Source organism: Paenibacillus sp. Y951, from assembly GCF_056786395.1.
In genome coordinates this window covers 25,457-42,646 of sequence record NZ_JBXCIY010000027.1, presented here as the reverse complement: position 1 = coordinate 42,646, position 17,190 = coordinate 25,457, and the positions used below count along the sequence as shown (strand labels likewise).

General features: G+C 39.0%; 16 protein-coding genes and 1 pseudogene. 11 read left to right on the top strand and 6 right to left on the bottom strand.

The window, feature by feature from the left end:
* Nucleotides 1-506 precede the first annotated feature (506 nt).
* The 3 genes from AC1TPB_RS23205 to AC1TPB_RS23195 form a co-directional block, all read right to left on the bottom strand.
* Nucleotides 507-779 carry a hypothetical protein gene (locus AC1TPB_RS23205; protein ID WP_482078658.1) on the bottom strand — a complete coding sequence of 91 codons (273 nt, stop codon included), beginning with the start codon at nt 777-779 and terminating at the stop codon, nt 507-509.
* Between the two features lie 56 nt (nt 780-835).
* A complete protein-coding gene (locus tag AC1TPB_RS23200; RefSeq protein ID WP_482078657.1) occupies nt 836-1,093 on the bottom strand; it encodes a hypothetical protein in 258 nt (85 codons plus the stop codon).
* A 333-nt stretch (nt 1,094-1,426) separates the two neighbouring features.
* Nucleotides 1,427-2,221: a carbon-nitrogen family hydrolase gene (locus tag AC1TPB_RS23195; protein WP_482078656.1), complete on the bottom strand. Its 795-nt coding sequence runs from the start codon at nt 2,219-2,221 to the stop codon at nt 1,427-1,429.
* 198 nt (nt 2,222-2,419) lie between these two features.
* Between AC1TPB_RS23195 and AC1TPB_RS23190 the strand changes: the two genes are divergently transcribed.
* The 8 genes from AC1TPB_RS23190 (at nt 2,420) to mtnB (ending at nt 11,258) form a co-directional block, all read left to right on the top strand.
* The gene (locus AC1TPB_RS23190) at nt 2,420-2,941 is read left to right on the top strand and encodes a hypothetical protein (RefSeq protein WP_482078655.1); all 522 of its coding nucleotides are present in this window, start codon (nt 2,420-2,422) and stop codon (nt 2,939-2,941) included.
* Between the two features lie 108 nt (nt 2,942-3,049).
* Nucleotides 3,050-4,246, top strand: coding sequence for an aminotransferase class I/II-fold pyridoxal phosphate-dependent enzyme (locus AC1TPB_RS23185; protein WP_482078654.1), 1,197 nt, complete (start codon nt 3,050-3,052; stop codon nt 4,244-4,246).
* Nucleotides 4,247-5,032: 786 nt separating this feature from the next.
* Nucleotides 5,033-6,133, top strand: a complete 1,101-nt coding sequence (gene proB / locus AC1TPB_RS23180; RefSeq protein ID WP_482078653.1) for a glutamate 5-kinase — start codon at nt 5,033-5,035, stop codon at nt 6,131-6,133.
* A gap of 342 nt (nt 6,134-6,475) precedes the next feature.
* On the top strand, nt 6,476-7,732 hold the full coding sequence (locus tag AC1TPB_RS23175; RefSeq protein ID WP_482078652.1) for a glutamate-5-semialdehyde dehydrogenase: 1,257 nt from the start codon (nt 6,476-6,478) through the stop codon (nt 7,730-7,732).
* A gap of 95 nt (nt 7,733-7,827) precedes the next feature.
* Nucleotides 7,828-8,700: a pyrroline-5-carboxylate reductase gene (gene proC / locus AC1TPB_RS23170; protein WP_482078651.1), complete on the top strand. Its 873-nt coding sequence runs from the start codon at nt 7,828-7,830 to the stop codon at nt 8,698-8,700.
* A 1-nt stretch (nt 8,701) separates the two neighbouring features.
* Nucleotides 8,702-9,928 carry a 2,3-diketo-5-methylthiopentyl-1-phosphate enolase gene (locus AC1TPB_RS23165; RefSeq protein ID WP_482078650.1) on the top strand — a complete coding sequence of 409 codons (1,227 nt, stop codon included), beginning with the start codon at nt 8,702-8,704 and terminating at the stop codon, nt 9,926-9,928.
* On the top strand, nt 9,928-10,590 hold the full coding sequence (locus tag AC1TPB_RS23160) for a 2-hydroxy-3-keto-5-methylthiopentenyl-1-phosphate phosphatase (RefSeq protein ID WP_482078661.1): 663 nt from the start codon (nt 9,928-9,930) through the stop codon (nt 10,588-10,590). The genes AC1TPB_RS23165 and AC1TPB_RS23160 overlap by 1 nt, the downstream gene beginning before the upstream one ends.
* Nucleotides 10,591-10,598: 8 nt before the next feature.
* Entirely contained in the window at nt 10,599-11,258 is a 660-nt protein-coding gene (gene mtnB, locus AC1TPB_RS23155; protein ID WP_482078649.1) for a methylthioribulose 1-phosphate dehydratase, read from the top strand.
* A gap of 164 nt (nt 11,259-11,422) precedes the next feature.
* On the opposite strand, the gene AC1TPB_RS23150 is transcribed toward mtnB, so the two are convergent.
* Both AC1TPB_RS23150 and AC1TPB_RS23145 read right to left on the bottom strand, forming a co-directional pair.
* The gene (locus AC1TPB_RS23150; protein ID WP_482078660.1) at nt 11,423-11,974 is read right to left on the bottom strand and encodes a GNAT family N-acetyltransferase; all 552 of its coding nucleotides are present in this window, start codon (nt 11,972-11,974) and stop codon (nt 11,423-11,425) included.
* 13 nt (nt 11,975-11,987) lie between these two features.
* Nucleotides 11,988-12,566, bottom strand: coding sequence for an LURP-one-related family protein (locus AC1TPB_RS23145; RefSeq protein WP_482063627.1), 579 nt, complete (start codon nt 12,564-12,566; stop codon nt 11,988-11,990).
* A gap of 551 nt (nt 12,567-13,117) precedes the next feature.
* On the opposite strand from AC1TPB_RS23145, the pseudogene AC1TPB_RS23140 reads away from it, so the two are divergent.
* The 3 genes and pseudogenes from AC1TPB_RS23140 to AC1TPB_RS23130 form a co-directional block, all read left to right on the top strand.
* Nucleotides 13,118-13,920, top strand: a pseudogene (locus AC1TPB_RS23140) (ribonuclease J); the annotation flags it as partial.
* Entirely contained in the window at nt 13,904-14,110 is a 207-nt protein-coding gene (locus tag AC1TPB_RS23135) for a hypothetical protein (protein WP_482078648.1), read from the top strand. The pseudogene AC1TPB_RS23140 and the gene AC1TPB_RS23135, both read left to right, overlap by 17 nt.
* Before the next feature lie 547 nt (nt 14,111-14,657).
* A complete protein-coding gene (locus AC1TPB_RS23130) occupies nt 14,658-15,980 on the top strand; it encodes a condensation domain-containing protein (protein ID WP_482078647.1) in 1,323 nt (440 codons plus the stop codon).
* Nucleotides 15,981-16,215: 235 nt separating this feature from the next.
* On the opposite strand, the gene AC1TPB_RS23125 is transcribed toward AC1TPB_RS23130, so the two are convergent.
* Entirely contained in the window at nt 16,216-17,163 is a 948-nt protein-coding gene (locus tag AC1TPB_RS23125; RefSeq protein ID WP_482078646.1) for a ketopantoate reductase family protein, read from the bottom strand.
* Between the last annotated feature and the right edge of the window lie 27 nt (nt 17,164-17,190).

Sequence of the window (17,190 nt, the reverse complement as noted above, 5' to 3'; positions counted from 1 at the left end):
GTAACTTTTTCAACATCACCCAAGCCCTTAATGGTGAGTCCTCTAGTTATTTCTGTTCCTTCGGTGTATAGTGATTCAGCGTGTCTAACCATATAGATGATGGTCTTCATATTATCCTCCTTGAAATGCTAACTTTTTACTGTGATTTCACATAACGTCATATTTATGAACTTCGTAATTTAACTATAAACTAGGTTATAAATGAACCATACACATTAGTCATTTAACTTAATCATATTATAGCAAATATTAGGTTTAATGGAATTTTAAATTTGTTCTATACTGACTATTTTATACAGTTACCATACACTATCGATTGTTTGGTAACTATATAGTATTAGACTGATCAATTAAAAGGAGCAGCTGCAGACCAAAACTTGATAAATAAAGAATAAAGCCTTAGACTGCCGCTGTTGTCATTCAACTAACGTACCCGTTAGCCATACATGCGCCGCACCACAGATGATAGAAGTTAATGAGTTCTTCCATGGGAGCTTAATCATTAATTAATTTGACTCGTCTTTATAATGAAAATGTTCTTGATGAATAGTATCCATTCCAACTAACTTTCCGTTCTTTTTATGATAATACGAAAAATCTTTATTTATTGGCATCCGAAGTAGCTGATAATTATTATCTCTGGGCATGGTTTCAATTTGGTTAATTGCTAATTCGCGTGTTGTATATAGTCCAACTGGAAAGAAATTAGGGAATGGCTTTGAACTGTCAGCTACAAATATTCCCCAAACAAATGAATCCTCCGCTATCCCTGCCCTCATAAAATGTCCCCTTCCACTTAGCTCAATAATTGAGGCTGATTTCTTTTACCAGAAATTCATCGCCGCTTCCTTTTGCTTCTTATCAAAACCATGACTAGCAACAGAAGGGCAACAGCGATGGCAACTATAGTCGCCAAAATGGCATACGGCAACTGTTGTTCAGATTGCTCCGCATCCATTGATGATTCAGGCTTAATTAACTCCATTATCGCGCCTTCCATTGATGATCCAGGTTTAATAGACTTGATGCCTGAATCCTTCATCGGCGTTTCTCTCGCATTGTCCCAAGGTCCCGTTCGCCCACACAAATTCATCTGAAGCTTTTCTTCCTGAACGCTTCCAAATACCAAATATACGGTATCTTTACTAAAAGGATCCCCTCCGCTTTTTTTTGGCTAAAGCTTCTGACGATCCCAAGTGCAAGAATGTTGCGGCGAAGTTAGTTAGGCGACATTACTCACTAAAGTTTTTATGGTTTAATTTTGGCAAAAATATCCCCCATCGTCGTCTTAAGTTATGAAATAACAAAATGGGAGGGTTATCTTATGGCTCATAAATGGGATGTTGTTATTATCGAATGGCATAGCAAAAAGGATTGAGCTCTACATTGGTAGAAAACTCAATCCTATTTATAGTTGTTGATCAATTTAATATTGCTCTGGGCGGCGGTCTTTGAACACTGGTATCGTTGAGCGTACTTTATCAACTACGCTCATATCAATCTCCCCAGTTAATATCGTTTCTTCATCGCCTGCTTCAGCTACAATTTCACCCCAAGGGTCGATTACGATAGAATGACCGAAGAATGTGCTTTCTCCACTCGTCCCCATTCGATTACAAGCAATGACATACATTTGGTTCTCAATTGCTCTAGCCATCAGCAATGTTCTCCAATGATGTAGACGAGGGTTTGGCCATTGTGCAGGTACAAACATGACCTTTGCTCCACCTAATGCCAGACGACGGAATAATTCAGGGAAACGGATATCGTAGCAAATCATCATCCCGGCATCAATCTCATCAATTTTCAACTGACCAAGCTTATTTCCGGCTTGCAAATATTTTTCTTCCTCCATAAGTCGGAACAGATGAAGCTTAGAATAATCACTAATCACTTCGCCTTTGCGATCGAACGCATAAATCGTATTGTACACGCCATTTTCTTTCGCTTCAGCTATGGATCCCGCTACAATATTGATTTGATGCTCCGCTGCAAATTGGGATAGCCATAATTTCGTTGCTGTTCCGTTAGGATCAGCTAATGTTGTAATTTCTGTTAATGCGTAGCCTGTATTCCACATTTCCGGGAATAAAATAACATCAGGTTTATTATCAGTTGATACTGCCTGATGTAGCATATTTTTTAATTTCATAGTGTTCGCTTCTACATTTCCAGCCTCAACATGCATTTGAATGATAGCGAATTTCAGCGTCTGACTCATGTTGTTTCCTCCTACAACTTTTCATTTACTTCTCGATTCGCTACTTCTTAATGAAAAGTAACATCGAAAGCATCAACTAATCTTTTCATTAGTTTCTTGTTTGTGAATCTTTTCCTAATCATACCCTGTCATGGATACATGTCAAGATGGGTAAACTAAACTCGCCGTTGCATATTTATGAAAGAAGGAGATTGAACGATGAAAATAGTTTCAATATTGTCACTTGCATTATGTTGTTGTTTTACATTTTTGATCCCTACTGACTATACCTACAGTGCTCCTAATCATTATGAAGTCGCCGCTCAAGCAGCAACGATTGGTGAAGATTTATCATTACCTGCACAATTGATCATTACAGAACAAAGTGAGCGCGTCAATGAAGTTCAAGTATTCGACGTAAAAAAGGGCGAAGTCGTCCAAACAACAGCCAACAATGAATATTTCCAAAAAAATGCCCATCAATGGTTATCAGGCATTACAGGGTTAGCTCCTGAAATTTCACCAGACTTAAAAGCAAAGTACATTGTACGTGTACCGGTTCAGCCAGTTGCAACACTTCAAGTTGGCACTACAAAACTTAATGTAGGCGAAGTTTTTCTGTTCTACTATGATGACAAGGAACCGATGCTACTCATTTTTGATGAAGCCAAGAAACCTTACATCTTCCACATCCATAATGATGTAAAACCATTTATTCAATATTTATCTATTCCCGATTAACAAACTAGGATTTTTCCGCATTCTACTTCATTTCTCTCGCCATTCATGCTACATTAGTTCTATTGTAAATTTGACAAGTAATTTCGAATTATGGATGGTGAAGAGATAATGACAACAAAGCAAACAATTCAAATCGAGCCGGCAACGAGAATGACTGGCTTACCCACTCAATTTTTTTCTACACTTGTTGCGAAAGCTAACAAACAAATTGCACTAGGTAAAGATGTTATTAATTTAGGTCAAGGCAATCCAGATCAGCCGACACCCCCACATATTGTGAGTTCTCTTCAGCAAGCCGCTGCAAATCCGCAGTATCATAAATATCCGCCGTTCAGTGGCTATAGCTTTTTAAAGGAAGCGATTGTAACACGTTACAAAGAAGATTATGACGTTGATCTTGATCCTCAGACAGAAGTTGCTATTTTATTTGGCGGCAAGACGGGCTTAGTAGAAATTAGTCAGTGCTTCCTGAATCCTGATGATATTTGTCTTGTTCCTGATCCTGGTTATCCAGATTATTGGTCTGGCGTAGCTTTGGCAGGAGCTAGTATGCACTTTATGCCACTACTTGAACGTAATGAATACTTACCTGACTTTGCTGCAATCGACCCTGCTATTGCCGACAAAGCTAAGCTAATGTTTTTAAATTATCCGAATAATCCTACAGGTGCAACTGCCGATGGCGCCTTCTACGATGAAGCTATCGCCTACGCTCGCAAACATAATATTATCGTTACAAGTGACTTTGCCTATGGCACGATCGGATTTGATGGGAAAAAGCCAACTAGCTTCCTACAATCTGAAGGAGCTAAAGATGTCGGCATCGAGTTCTATACATTATCGAAAAGCTATAATATGGCAGGCTGGCGTGTTGGTTTTGCACTAGGCAATGCGCAAATTATTGAACAAATTAATTTAATACAAGATCACTATTATTGCTCTTTGTTCGGTGGCATCCAAGAAGCTGCTGCTGTTGCTTTAACTAGTTCGCAAGATTGTGTTGAACAATTAACTGCTACATATGAACGTCGTCGTGATGCTCTATTCACTGCACTTGATGAAATTGGTTGGAAGGCTGCGAAGCCTACTGGCTCGTTCTTCTGCTGGCTACCTGTTCCAGCAGGTCATACATCTGCATCGTTTGCTGATCTTTTATTGGAAGAAGCTGCTGTAGTCGTTGCACCTGGACATGGCTTCGGCACATCAGGCGAAGGCTATGTAAGACTTGGGCTCCTTACGTCAGAGGAGAGGTTGCAAGAGGCCATCTATCGCATAGGCAAACTGAACCTCTTCGATCGCACGTGATCACGAGAGGATAGTTTAAAATATGGACTTTGATAACGATGTGATGCATTGTAGCTTATTCGACATCGAATATGAAGCGAATTTGGGAAGTCCGGGCCGCGTGTACATATTTCGTACACTGGCGCTTCCTCCTTCCGAAAATTCGCTCCATCTTCTCGATTCTGAAATCCCATATTTTAAACTTTTATTTTATATTACTGGCATCGCTAACGAGCAATTATCTGAGGGAATCTAATTTCTCCATCGCTTCCCTTCGAAGATCTGGGGCTGTCGCTCGCTAGCGAACGAGGCGCGTTTGCTTCCTGCTTCCTTCCCTGATTGTTTCCCTTCGAGGATCTGTGGGTGTCATACATTTTTTGTACGAAATGCTGCTTGCGTTCAAGACTCTGCTTTCTTCGGGATTACTCGGAGATGGCTTGTTTTCTTTACAGTTACAGCCGTTTCATGATATTCTATTAACAATTACATAGTAACGTGTTGACGGGACCAGTAAGTAGAAAATGCTGTATCAGAGAGTAAATTCCATTGGCTGAAAGAATTTATTGTTAGCAAACTACTGAAACCTATCTCCGAGCGGCCGATAACTATCGGACAGCGCCTCTGTTATAAGGCTTAAGCTGGACACTATATTTGTGTCAACTAAGGTGGTACCGCGGAAGTTAACGACTTTCGTCCTTTATTTAGGACGGAGGTCTTTTTTATTACCACAATACAATTTTTCATTTTTCGAGGATAGCCTCGATAGAGGTTTTCTCATTTTCACTACTTTAAGCTAGGATGGTAGATATGGAACGAATTGTCGTGAAAATCGGTAGTAGCTCCCTTACATCTGATGAGGGCGGACTACATAAACAAAATATTCAATTTTTCGCTGCTGAGCTTGCTGAATTATATAAACAAGGAAATGATGTTATTCTCGTAACTTCTGGTGCGGTTGCTGCTGGCTACCGTGAAATTGGCTACGAAGCCCGTCCTAAAATGGTTCATCAAAAACAAGCCGCCGCTGCGGTAGGTCAAGCATTATTAATGCAAGCTTATCAAGAAGCGTTCTCACAATATGATATCGTTGCAGCGCAAATATTGTTGACTCGCTATGATTTCTCTAATCGCAAACGAATTAGCAATGCCTTGATGACGATTGAAGAATTATTAGCTCAACGTATTATTCCGATCATTAATGAAAATGATACAGTTTCTACAGCTGAAATCGTCTTGAAATTCGGTGATAATGATCATCTATCTGCTCTTGTAGCTACGATGACAAAAGCTAATAAGCTGGCTATTATTACAGATATGGATGGCTTATATACTGCTGATCCACGTAAAGATCCTGATGCTACAAAAATCGAGCGTGTCGCTGAAATATCTGATGATATTCTTGCGATTGCCGGTGGTGCTGGTAGCGCTGTTGGAACTGGCGGGATGCGTTCAAAAATCGAAGCGGCTCGGATTGCCATGCGCGGTGGCGTAACTACATTCATCGGGCGTGTACAATATGTAGGGGAATTACCTTCCGCAGTATCCGGGAGTGGTCGAGGTACTTACTTCGATACGGAGGAAACGTCTTTGCCGATGAAAAAACAATGGCTTGGCTTCCACTCTATTCCTGTTGGTACAATTACAATTGATCAAGGTGCTGTAACAGCACTTATTGAAAGACATAAAAGTTTATTACCTGCCGGAGTTGTTCAAGTGTCGGGAGATTTCTCTCCTGGTGATGTTGTTGAAGTTATCGACAATCAAGGTGCAATTATTGGTCGTGGTGTCGTTAATTATGCAACATGGCAGCTACAAGCTGCCGCAGGACTGTCCTCTGATGAAGTTGAGAGGCGAGTGGATGTGCAGCGCTTAGAAGTAATCCACAGAGATGAATGGATCACCCTATAAGGTAGTTCAAAAAGCGGACTTTGATAATGATGAGTGTTCTGACGTAGCTTATTCGACATCGCATCTGAAGCGAACTTGGAAAGTACGGTTCGCGTGTACCAAACATGTACACTTGCGCTTCCGCCTTTCTCAAGTAGCGCTTCACCTGCTCGATTCTGAAAGCCCGCTTTTTAAACTTTCATTTTAAGCTTCGTGCTACACATTTGACCGCTTGTGTACTCGTGCCGTACACGTTGCTGGGTTTCGTTTCATTGTTTTCTTGCTTTATGTATCTTCTTCGTTGAAGACATGTAACGATTTTGAATATTTTGAACTTAATATGAAATTTCAGGAGGGTTTATTATGACGAATATTTCGGAAGTGAAAACTAAGGCATTGCTTGCTAAGCAAGCTGCTGCTGTAATGAACAATCTGTCTACTTTACAAAAAAATAACGCTTTGCTTGCTATGGCTGATGCTCTAGTCGAGCAAAGTGCTGCTATCATTGCAGCTAACGCGCTTGATATTGAATATGGCAGAAAAAATGGTACGAGTGAATCACTGTTGGACAGATTAGCATTGAATGAAGAACGCGTAGTGGCAATCGCTGAGGGCTTGAAGCAGGTCGTTGAGCTTGAAGATCCTGTTGGTCAACAACTTTCGCAATTCTCTCGTCCTAATGGATTACAGGTTACACAAATCCGTGTTCCACTTGGCGTTATTGGTATGATCTATGAAGCTCGTCCTAATGTAACGGTTGATGCAACCGGTCTTTGCCTGAAAACAGGGAATACGGTAGTATTGCGTGGTGGTTCTGCCGCACTTCAATCCAATCGTAAAATTGTCGAAGTTATGCGTAACGCGCTTACTTCAACGGATGTCCCAGCTGATGCTATTCAATTAATCGAAGATTCTGATCGTGCTTCCGTGAATGAAATGCTGAAAGCTAATGGATTGCTTGATGTTGTAATTCCTCGTGGCGGTGCTTCCTTAATTCGTACAGTTGTGGAAAATGCTTCGGTTCCAGTTATTGAAACGGGTGCTGGTATATGCCATACATTCGTGGATGCAACGGCACAATTAGAAATGGCGGCACAAATTGCTTTAAATGCGAAGGCACAACGTCCATCAGTATGTAATGCAATGGAAACTTTGCTTGTGCATGAACAATTTGCACAAAAGCATCTTGCACAATTACTTGCTCCTTTAACTGAAGCTAATGTTGAAATTCGTGGCTGTAAAGACGCACATTTATTACTAAGCAGTATCGTTGCTGCAACTGAAGCAGACTTCGCAACGGAGTATAATGACTACATTTTAAATGTACGTATAGTGAAGGATGTTCACGAAGCAATTGCTCATATTTCCACATATGGGACGATGCATTCTGAATGTATTGTTACAGAAAACAATGACAACGCGGCGCTCTTCTTACAAAGTATCGATGCTGCGGCTGTATATCATAATGCCTCCACTCGCTTTACCGATGGATTTGAGTTCGGCTTTGGTGCTGAGATCGGAATAAGCACTCAGAAGCTACATGCTCGTGGCCCAATGGGCTTACCTGCCTTAACTAGTACCAAATATATTGTTCAAGGAAATGGACAAATTCGTCCATAATATAGATGAAAAGTTAGATACTGCTTACGAAGTAACTTTTCAATTTCGAGAAGTTACTCCATTAGCACATGAAAAGTTCTAGGAGGAAAAATGCGATGACACACGACAACTATCATGAAACAAGCGCTATTTCTAATCAGCATATTTGCTTTTATGGAGCGGGTTCAATGGCTGAGGCGATTGCTAGAGGACTACTTAATCAAGAGTTAGTTCCGTTCAAGCAAATATCTATGCTTAATCGTTCCAACAAAGAGCGACAGCACCAATTGCATTTACAATATGGCGTGCAAACTGCACTGCAAGGTAAGAGCAATGAGCAATATTTGCAAGCAGCAAATATTATAATTCTGGCGATGAAGCCGAAAGATGCCGTTGAAGCGATTCGTGCATTAAAGCCTTTTCTCTCTCCAAATCAATTAATCATTTCAGTCATTGCTGGCCTGTCTATTACTGCTATCGAGTCATTATTAGGTAGTGATATGGCTATCGTACGTACGATGCCGAATACTTCAAGTACAATTGGACTCGGAGCAACAGGAATTAGCTATTCCGCATCTGTTTGCGAAGAGCAACGCTTTATGACGGAAACGATGTTTGAATCTGTAGGTCTACATGTCGTTATCGAGGAGCATTTACAGGATGCAGTAACAAGTGTATCCGGCAGTGGACCTGCTTACTTTTACTATGTAATGGAAGCAATGATGAAAGGTGCCCAGCAAGCTGGTCTTTCTGCTGAGCAAGCCAAACTCCTTGTCGTGCAAACTGCACTTGGTGCAGCATCAATGGTTGATACTACTGGAGAAGCTCCTGCTGACTTGCGTCGTAAAGTATCGTCTCCTAATGGTACAACTCAAGCTGCACTTGAAACGATGGCAGAAGGTCATTTGGAAGCAACCATTATTGCTGGCATGAACCGTTGTGCCCAGCGTGCTCAAGAAATTGGTAAAAGCATCGAGGAGGACATCTAATATGAGTATGTGTATTGCCACTTATCGTTCATATGACGATAATGCTGATTTTAATAAAAAAGCAAATTCTATTGCCATTGGACTAACTGTAGGTAGCTGGACTGATCTACCCGAAGCGAATAAAGCTTCTATGGAAAAGCATCTTGGTAAAGTACTTTCTATCGATGTTCATGAGCCTGCAAATGCGGTAGCTGGTGAACGTTATGCCGATATTAAAATTGCTTATCCTGATATTAATTTCAGTCGTGATATCCCTGCTCTACTTGTTACGATTTTTGGTAAATTATCAATGGATGGTCGCATCAAATTAATCGATCTAGACGTGTCGCAGCAATTTGCTTCAGCGTTCCCTGGTCCGAAATTTGGCATAGAAGGTATTCGTAATTTGCTTGGCGTGCATGATCGTCCATTACTGATGAGTATTTTCAAATCTGTTGTTGGTCATGACTTAGCAACACTTCGTGAGCAATTTTATGAGCAAGCTTTGGGCGGCGTTGATCTTATTAAAGATGATGAAATTTTATTCGAAAATCCATTAACACCAATTGAGAAGCGTGTTGAGGCTTGTATGGACGCTGCTCGTCAAGCGGAGCAAATGACTGGTCAGAAGCTACTTTATGCTGTTAATTTGACTGGACCAACAAGTAAGCTTGCTTCACAAGCGAAAAAAGCAATTAATGCAGGGGCAAATGCATTATTATTCAATACATTAGCATATGGCTATGATGTGTTACATGAACTAAGCAGTGATCCCGATATTAATGTACCAATTGCCTCTCATCCCGCCATGGCAGGAGCAATGTATCCATCTCCACATTACGGAATAAGTGCTGCAGTATTACTAGGGAAGCTTAATCGCTTAGCAGGTGCTGATCTCGTTCTCTTCCCTTCTCCATATGGTTCAGTTGTTATGCCGAAGGAAGAAAATCTAGCTATTAAAGAAGTACTGCTTAATGATATGCATCACTTGAAAACTAGCTTCCCTGTACCGTCAGCCGGTATTCATCCTGGAATTGTACCGCTTATATTAAAGGACTTTGGCATCGATGTTGTTGTCAATGCAGGTGGTGGTATTCATGGTCATGCGATGGGTACTGCTGCAGGCGGACGAGCATTCCATCAAGCGATTCAAGCAACGATGAACGGCATTGATTTGCGCGAGGCTGCATTGCAGTCCAATCATGAAGAGCTACGCATAGCGATAGAAGCATGGGGGATCAAACAATAATGACGACAGCTAAGAAACAAATTGTATTTTGTGATTTCGACGGTACAATTACAGAAAATGACAATATTATTGCAATCATTAAACATTTCGAGCCTGCTGGCTGGGAACAATTAGTTAAGAAAGTTATTTCTACAGAAATTTCTATTCAAGAAGGTGTCGGTTCACTGTTCCGCCTCCTTCCCGCTTCCATGGAAAAAGAAGTTATTGAATTTGGAATTCAAAATGCGATCATTCGTGATGGCTTTACTGAATTTGTGCAATTCTGTAAAGATAGCAATATTGATTTCTATGTAACAAGCGGTGGTATTGATTTCTTCGTATATCCATTACTTAAATCTTTCGGTATTCCAGAAGATCATATATACTGCAATAAAAGTGATTTTACTGGTGAGCAAATTGAAATTTTATGGCCTCACCCTTGTGATGAGCACTGTCACAATAGCTGTGGCATGTGTAAGCCGACAATTATGCGTAAATTCAGTACGAAGCAATACGAACGTATTATTATTGGCGATAGCGTGACTGATTTTGAAGGTGCAAAAATAGCTGATAAAGTATACTCAAGATCACATCTTACTGAAAAATGTAACGAGCTTGGTATAGCACACACTGAATTTCAAACCTTCTTTGATATCATAGAAGCGATGAAGCAGAAAGGATAATGTTAACTATGAATTTTGATCAAATTCCATTGCATGAAAAACAAGAAGTATTAATGAAATTGCGCGAAGTAAAAGAAGCATTCGCAGCACGTAATTGGTTCCCAGGCACGGCGGGTAATCTGTCGATCCGTATCGGAGAATATACGCCAGAAAAATTCAATTTTGGAATAACAGCAAGTGGTAAAGACAAATATGTCAATACTTCCGAAGACTTCTTATTTGTCGATCAAGATGCTGTTCCATGTGAAGCTACCAATTTGAAACCATCTGCTGAAACTGTGATTCATACTGAAATCTATCGCAAAACAGGTGCAGGTGCAATCTTCCATATTCACTCCGTCTTCGGAGCTGTTATTTCCGAGTATTATTGGCATCGTCGTTCTATTCCTGTTGATGGAGTGGAATTGATTAAAGGGTTAAACATTTGGGAAGAAGAATATCAGTTGGAAATTCCAATCGTGAATAATTTTCTTCATGTCCCTTCTATTGTCCCTGAAATTACTGAGAATTTGGATCCAAAAGTGCCAGGTATTTATCTCCGCAAACATGGCGTGTACGCTTGGGGAGCTAACGCTTTTGAAGCGAAACGTCATCTTGAATCTTTTGAATTCATCTTTGAATATGTATATCGCCTAGAGATGTTGAAAAAAGGATTACCTAGCGTATAGTTGATCCACTCATCTTTCATATCTAATACATGAAACAACAAAAGTTACAACAAAAGGAATGTCTAGCATTCAACTCACCAGAGTATGACTGCTAGACATTCCTTTTTACGATGATTAATCTCTAAGAATAGTCTGTTCTAAATTGAACAGCACCTCTTCGATGTTTAATTCTCTTTATAAAGTTTGTAGTAATTATAGCTTTCACTATCAATCTCAATAACACTTTCAAAGTTAAATCCGCATTTTTGTATTACTCTATTCGACGCTAAATTACTTATTAGAGCAATAGCATTAAGCACCTCAACGTCCGTATTTCCCAATAAATAGTTAACTAACCCTCTTGTAGCTTGGGTTGTATAACCTCTTCCTCTATGATCTTTTGATACTGCATACATGATCTCTCGATTTGGTGGTGGCAATTCATCTTTTATGCCTGTACAGCACCAGCCGATAAGCTCACTTGTCTCTTTCAAAATAATTCCCAATCGAAGCCTGAGTTCATCAATGTCTTCACCATTCGAGACAGCATTCAAAAACTGTTTATTCTCCGGAATTTCGTAGTTAATAAACCACTCTTCCCTTTGTTCTTTTGATACGTTCCAACCTGGTAAATATTCATATATCTCGGATTGCCAAGTAAGTTCGTGAAACTTATCTAAATCAGTAACTATGAATTCTCGTAAAATTACGTCCCCACAATCAATCTCAAAAATAATATCTTCCCCCTATCTAGCTTTGGCTTCCTTCAATAGCGAGTAATAATACAGCTGCCGCTAGACCTAAGCGAGGGTCTAATTGTTTGTTTGTATTAGCTGAGAAGTCTACATTTAATTTACTAACCATAGGATTGAAGTTTTGTTGGAATTCTACAACTGTTCTTCCATCTATTTCACCATGAAATTTTTGTGGAACTAGATTTGTTAGAAATCTTCTAAGCAATGCTAATACTGCGCTATCTTCCTTAATGAGACCAACTTCTTGTTCATTAGAATTGAGTATGATCCATTCATCTTTCAAAATAGACTTCATACCTTTACGACGAAGAGAACCAAGATTTTCTCCTGTAACAGCATCTACTACATCATAAGTTGCAGAGAAATCAATCGCAGTACGAGCTTGAATTGTTATCAGTTCTTGTTGCATCGATTCATCACTATACAAGCGAATATCCTCTTTCAACTTGAAAGCTTTCATCTGAGAAAACATGACTAACTGTTCATTATTATCATAGATATGAAACTTAGCTCCTAGTACAGTTAATATTTTCTTTCTTACGACGTACTGTGTATGAGTAAAGATTGGATTCAATTATATTCCCCCTAATATTAGTAACTAATTGAAGTTATTATCGACTAACATAGTCAAACAACTCTTTCCAGTAATTTCGACAAGATGATATGAAATCCTTCTAAAATTCTACTAATTTATATAATTTTCGCACATTCCCATGTCGAACAGTATACAAAAATCCCAATTTATCAATACTCACTGGGTATGCCCCGACTAAATGAGCGTCCTCTGGGAAGCATACAAGGAAGTAGCTAGAGGTCAAGTAATCTTCAAACTTTTCTAAAGTTCTCAAATCTCCAAAACCAATGTCGCTAGACTCATCGGATCTCGACGAGATACAAGCTTCACCCGAACGGACACAGAAACCGTTATTTGTGGATTTTATTGATTTTGGTTTTGAGCCGTATTTTAATGTATATTTTCTTTCATGTAACAAACATTATAATTGAAACATATACATATGCTTCTTGGACGCTCTCAAGACATTCTGTTAATTACACTAATGCTGAAATAGTTACAACTACTTAGCTTCACTTAATACATTCAAAAAAAGCATTGGAGGTCTTTTGATGAACATGACTAATTCGAATCCGATCAAGAAAGGATTATCAGTCTTTGCGTTAGGTGGCTTATTCGAAATAGGTAAAAATATGTATGTCATTCAATATGATGAAGATATTGTAATTATCGATTGCGGTTCTAAGATTCCGACGAAAGTTTGCTAGGGGTGGATCTTATCATCCCTGATATTCCCTACTTATTAGATCATAAAGAATCGATACGAGCAATGATTGTGACGCATGGCCATGAGGACCATATTGGAGCTATCCCTTACATACTCAAGCAATTGAATATGTAAGTTTACGGATCTCGATTAACTTTGGGTCTCATCAAAGGAAAACTTAAAGAACATCATCTAAATCAAACAGAATTACTTGAAATTAATGGAGATTCACAGTTAGAGCTCGGTAGTCTGAACCTTTCTTTTTTCCGGACTAACCATAGTATTCCAGACTGTCTTGGTATTGTTATCGACACTCCAGATGGCAGAGTTGCCATGGAGTTAGGCTACTTAAACGTTCCTGAAGACATGATTATCGATGCCAAAGAAGCTGATAACCTCCCTAGGGAACGCATTACAGTTTTATGAACTGGCAGTCAAGGGGAACCATTAGCGGCCCTCTCGAGATTAGCTAGCTCAACACATCCTTTCATCGCAATCGAAGAGGGAGATACTGTTATATTTGCTTCATCCCCTATTCCTGGTAATGAAAGAAGTGTAGCTAGTACGCTCAATCATTTATATATGCTAGGAGCAGATATCATTCATGGAAGTGGATCTGTAACTGGCATGCATGTGTCAGGTCACGGAAGTCATTACTAGAGGATTTGTATACGTAAAAGAATCGGAAGATCTGTTGAATGTAGATAGTAAATTAGCTATGGTTGAATTTGAAAAACTACAAAGATCAGGTGATAATTGGAAATGGTCTCAATTAAAAAATAATATTAGAAATTCTATTGGTAAATTTTATACGCAGAAACAAGAAGAATACCGATGATATTACCAATTATTATTGAAGTGTAATCTGTCTGAACCAAATTCTTCAGATCGCAATGATGAACATATTGTAAATCTGTTTGGTTTATCGAGAGAATACACTGTTACCCCTATGAAATTAAGCTTCTTTGCAATAAACAGATGATCTCTTACTGTTATATAAATGCGTGAGTTTCTGTAAATCGAACTCACGCATTTTCAGTATATAATAAACTAACTTACATCATTCATAACGGCTATGAATGATTTTTCATCATTGTTCTTTGTATTGCGCAGCCTACTTGATAATCTGAACACCTAGATCAGCAGCTCATTTAATACTCTCCTGACAGGATTGATCGATATTTTACTCCTCTGAGTCTAGTCATTTATATCAAAATAAATCTTGACTATCAGAGGCTAAAAGAATATATTTGTATATATAGTAATATATTGTATCTATTACTATTATTAGCAATATTATTGACTGTGTACAGATATCTTTTCATTTGTTTTAGATAGGTTAACGTGATACTAAAGTAGATATACAATAAGGAGAGAACTGGTTTATGTTTAAATTAATAAATAATGAATCGAACGTTATTGATGAAATCACTACCAGCGGTCAGGATTGGGCGAATCATATTGCTGGATATCATTCATCAGACACTCAGATCAGTGTTGTATTAGAATTTGAGGGAGAACTAAATAGGAAAAATCTTGAGCGAGCCATCAGGTTATCTATAGATGCTGAACCTATCCTCAGCTGTCAATTTGTTGATCACCCCCAAAATCCTTATTGGAAACGGCATGAAAACCCAGATGATATGGAATGGCTTCAAATTGAAGCATCAGATAATAGAGGAGAATCCCTAAATCATTACCTTAACTATCCTATGAAACAAGATCAACAATTACACGCCCTACTTATCCATACACCCAATCAAAGTGATATTTTAGTCGTTAAGTTAAACCATTCCTGTACTGATGCTGCTGGGGTAAAGGACTTTTTACGGCTACTTATCCAGATTTACAATAGTTTGTTAGACGACCCTAACTTTATTCCTTCTTCCAATCAATCTATAAAACGTGATGCGATGGAGGTATTTAAAAACCTTGGGATTACCGATTATCGAAAAGCTTGGGAACCTCAATTAGCAACATCTAAGCCAACTTGGTCGTTTCCTTATAAAGGAAATATACAAGAAACTCTACATACCTCATTAAACCGAATTAATAAGGATATCTTTATTGAGCTATATGCGTATTCTAAATCAAACAAAGTTACATTGAATGATATGATGTTAACTGCTTTCTATCGTGTAATGTTCAAATTAGTTGCTCCACCTGCTGGCGAACCAATGGAGATTACAGTTACCTGCGATTTGCGCCGATATCTGCCTATGAAAGCAGCGGATACGATTTGTAATATGTCAGGGGCAATTAACATTCAATTCCCACGAGTAGAAAATGAAACATTCCATTCAACACTTATACGTATTGCTGAGCAAATGAATCGATATAAGAAAGGGACTCCAGGGATACATAATGCTATGGCAATGGAAATGTTGAGAAGTATGAACTACAATGACGTTGTTCCATTTCTGCAAAATGCAAGACAAAAGGCTGTCCTAAGCGGTAAAACTTCTCCGCTATTCTCCAATTTGGGTATTATTGCAGATGATTCGTTAGCATTCGGAAATGTCACTGTTGCTGACCTCTATATTGTATCACCAGCTGCTCATGCACCGGGACTAATCTATTCTTTCGGTTCATACCGAAGTAAATTAACGATGTGCATAAGCTATTATGAACCCTCAGTAAGTAAAGAAGTAGTAGAGAAATTCCTAACTGATATTCAGTGTGAGCTTATGTCTTGTCTATCCTCTTAATAGACACTCTATCTGTCTTCTGTATTTGTTAAAGATTTGTTTTATATCAAAAAGGCGATATTTCGTTCAAATTGAAACGAAATATCGCCTTTCTTTTATTTCACTTTGATTCTTTCATTCAAAAAGGTACCCATACGCTAAACACTTTTTTCAAAGTGTCCAATATATAGGTACCAGTTTTCTGTCTACCATAAGAGGGAAAACACCTTCTCTATTTCCGTTTAACATTCTTTATTTATTTACGATTAATATAGGGTTCCATTCTCTTAAAGAGAGGCATCGGTATTTGATGAAAATGTGCCGTTTCCAGCACGTCACTATATATTTGCTTTACTTCCTCTTCCCCGTCAAACAATTCAAAGATTTTTCTTTGGGCTTTATCTCCTTTTAGCATAAGCCAAAAGGAGAATGCAACTACCCACGAAGGTAAATATAGAGCTTTTGCATCGGGAAATGCTTTTACATTTACACCACGAATTTTACATACCTCAAACGCTTCACGGGCCGCCAGTACTCCTTCACGAATGCTACGAATATTGTTTATAAAAGACACCGGGCCGCCTGCTTTCAGCATGGCACTACTTAAACCGGCATTCAGCGCAAAATGTTTCCACAACCATTGCTGCATATTACTGTGAAGTTGAACATTAACACCCGCTTGACGAAACATTTTCGCTACGTCTTGGAGGCTAGAGCTATTGTTACCATCTCCCGCTCCCAAGTGAATCTGGTGCATGAGTACACCTTTTAACTTATTTCGATCCTCAGGATCAAATCCACCACCAGCACCAGGAAATCCCCATAAGCATTTGTCCAGTTGTATACTGGTGTTCATATCCGCTATATCTTTCCACGAGTGGTGGAAGAACATGATATTTGTTTTTCTATTGCCCTGTTCCAATAAAGGTAATACGGATTCCATTTGATAATGTCTAACACATACGATGACAAGATCAAACCTATCTAAGTCATCCAATTGATCTACAACGTTTGGCATATAATGATCCTGAACATCCACAGGCTTCTTCTTAACTCTACCATCTAATAGTTCCAGCTTAATGCCATTCTTCAAGCTGTCTAGCTTACCTGGGCGAATGTAATGTGTAATCTTATGCCCAGCCTTGGAAAAGATATATCCGTATAAAGTCCCAATAACTCCCGTTCCAATAATGATAATATTCATACCAATCTCCTTCATTTCAGAGGAAGT

Excerpts from the sequence above, each read along its gene's own strand:
- proB (WP_482078653.1), top strand. The coding sequence starts at position 5,033 with ATGGAACGAATTGTCGTGAAAATCGGTAGTAGCTCCCTTACATCTGAT.
- AC1TPB_RS23190 (WP_482078655.1), top strand. The coding sequence starts at position 2,420 with ATGAAAATAGTTTCAATATTGTCACTTGCATTATGTTGTTGTTTTACA.
- AC1TPB_RS23165 (WP_482078650.1), top strand. The coding sequence starts at position 8,702 with ATGAGTATGTGTATTGCCACTTATCGTTCATATGACGATAATGCTGAT.
- AC1TPB_RS23125 (WP_482078646.1), bottom strand. The coding sequence starts at position 17,163 with ATGAATATTATCATTATTGGAACGGGAGTTATTGGGACTTTATACGGA.
- AC1TPB_RS23175 (WP_482078652.1), top strand. The coding sequence starts at position 6,476 with ATGACGAATATTTCGGAAGTGAAAACTAAGGCATTGCTTGCTAAGCAA.
- proC (WP_482078651.1), top strand. The coding sequence starts at position 7,828 with ATGACACACGACAACTATCATGAAACAAGCGCTATTTCTAATCAGCAT.
- AC1TPB_RS23135 (WP_482078648.1), top strand. The coding sequence starts at position 13,904 with ATGTGTCAGGTCACGGAAGTCATTACTAGAGGATTTGTATACGTAAAA.
- AC1TPB_RS23195 (WP_482078656.1), bottom strand. The coding sequence starts at position 2,221 with ATGAGTCAGACGCTGAAATTCGCTATCATTCAAATGCATGTTGAGGCT.
- AC1TPB_RS23160 (WP_482078661.1), top strand. The coding sequence starts at position 9,928 with ATGACGACAGCTAAGAAACAAATTGTATTTTGTGATTTCGACGGTACA.
- mtnB (WP_482078649.1), top strand. The coding sequence starts at position 10,599 with ATGAATTTTGATCAAATTCCATTGCATGAAAAACAAGAAGTATTAATG.
- AC1TPB_RS23200 (WP_482078657.1), bottom strand. The coding sequence starts at position 1,093 with ATGAATTTGTGTGGGCGAACGGGACCTTGGGACAATGCGAGAGAAACG.
- AC1TPB_RS23130 (WP_482078647.1), top strand. The coding sequence starts at position 14,658 with ATGTTTAAATTAATAAATAATGAATCGAACGTTATTGATGAAATCACT.
- AC1TPB_RS23185 (WP_482078654.1), top strand. The coding sequence starts at position 3,050 with ATGACAACAAAGCAAACAATTCAAATCGAGCCGGCAACGAGAATGACT.
- AC1TPB_RS23205 (WP_482078658.1), bottom strand. The coding sequence starts at position 779 with ATGAGGGCAGGGATAGCGGAGGATTCATTTGTTTGGGGAATATTTGTA.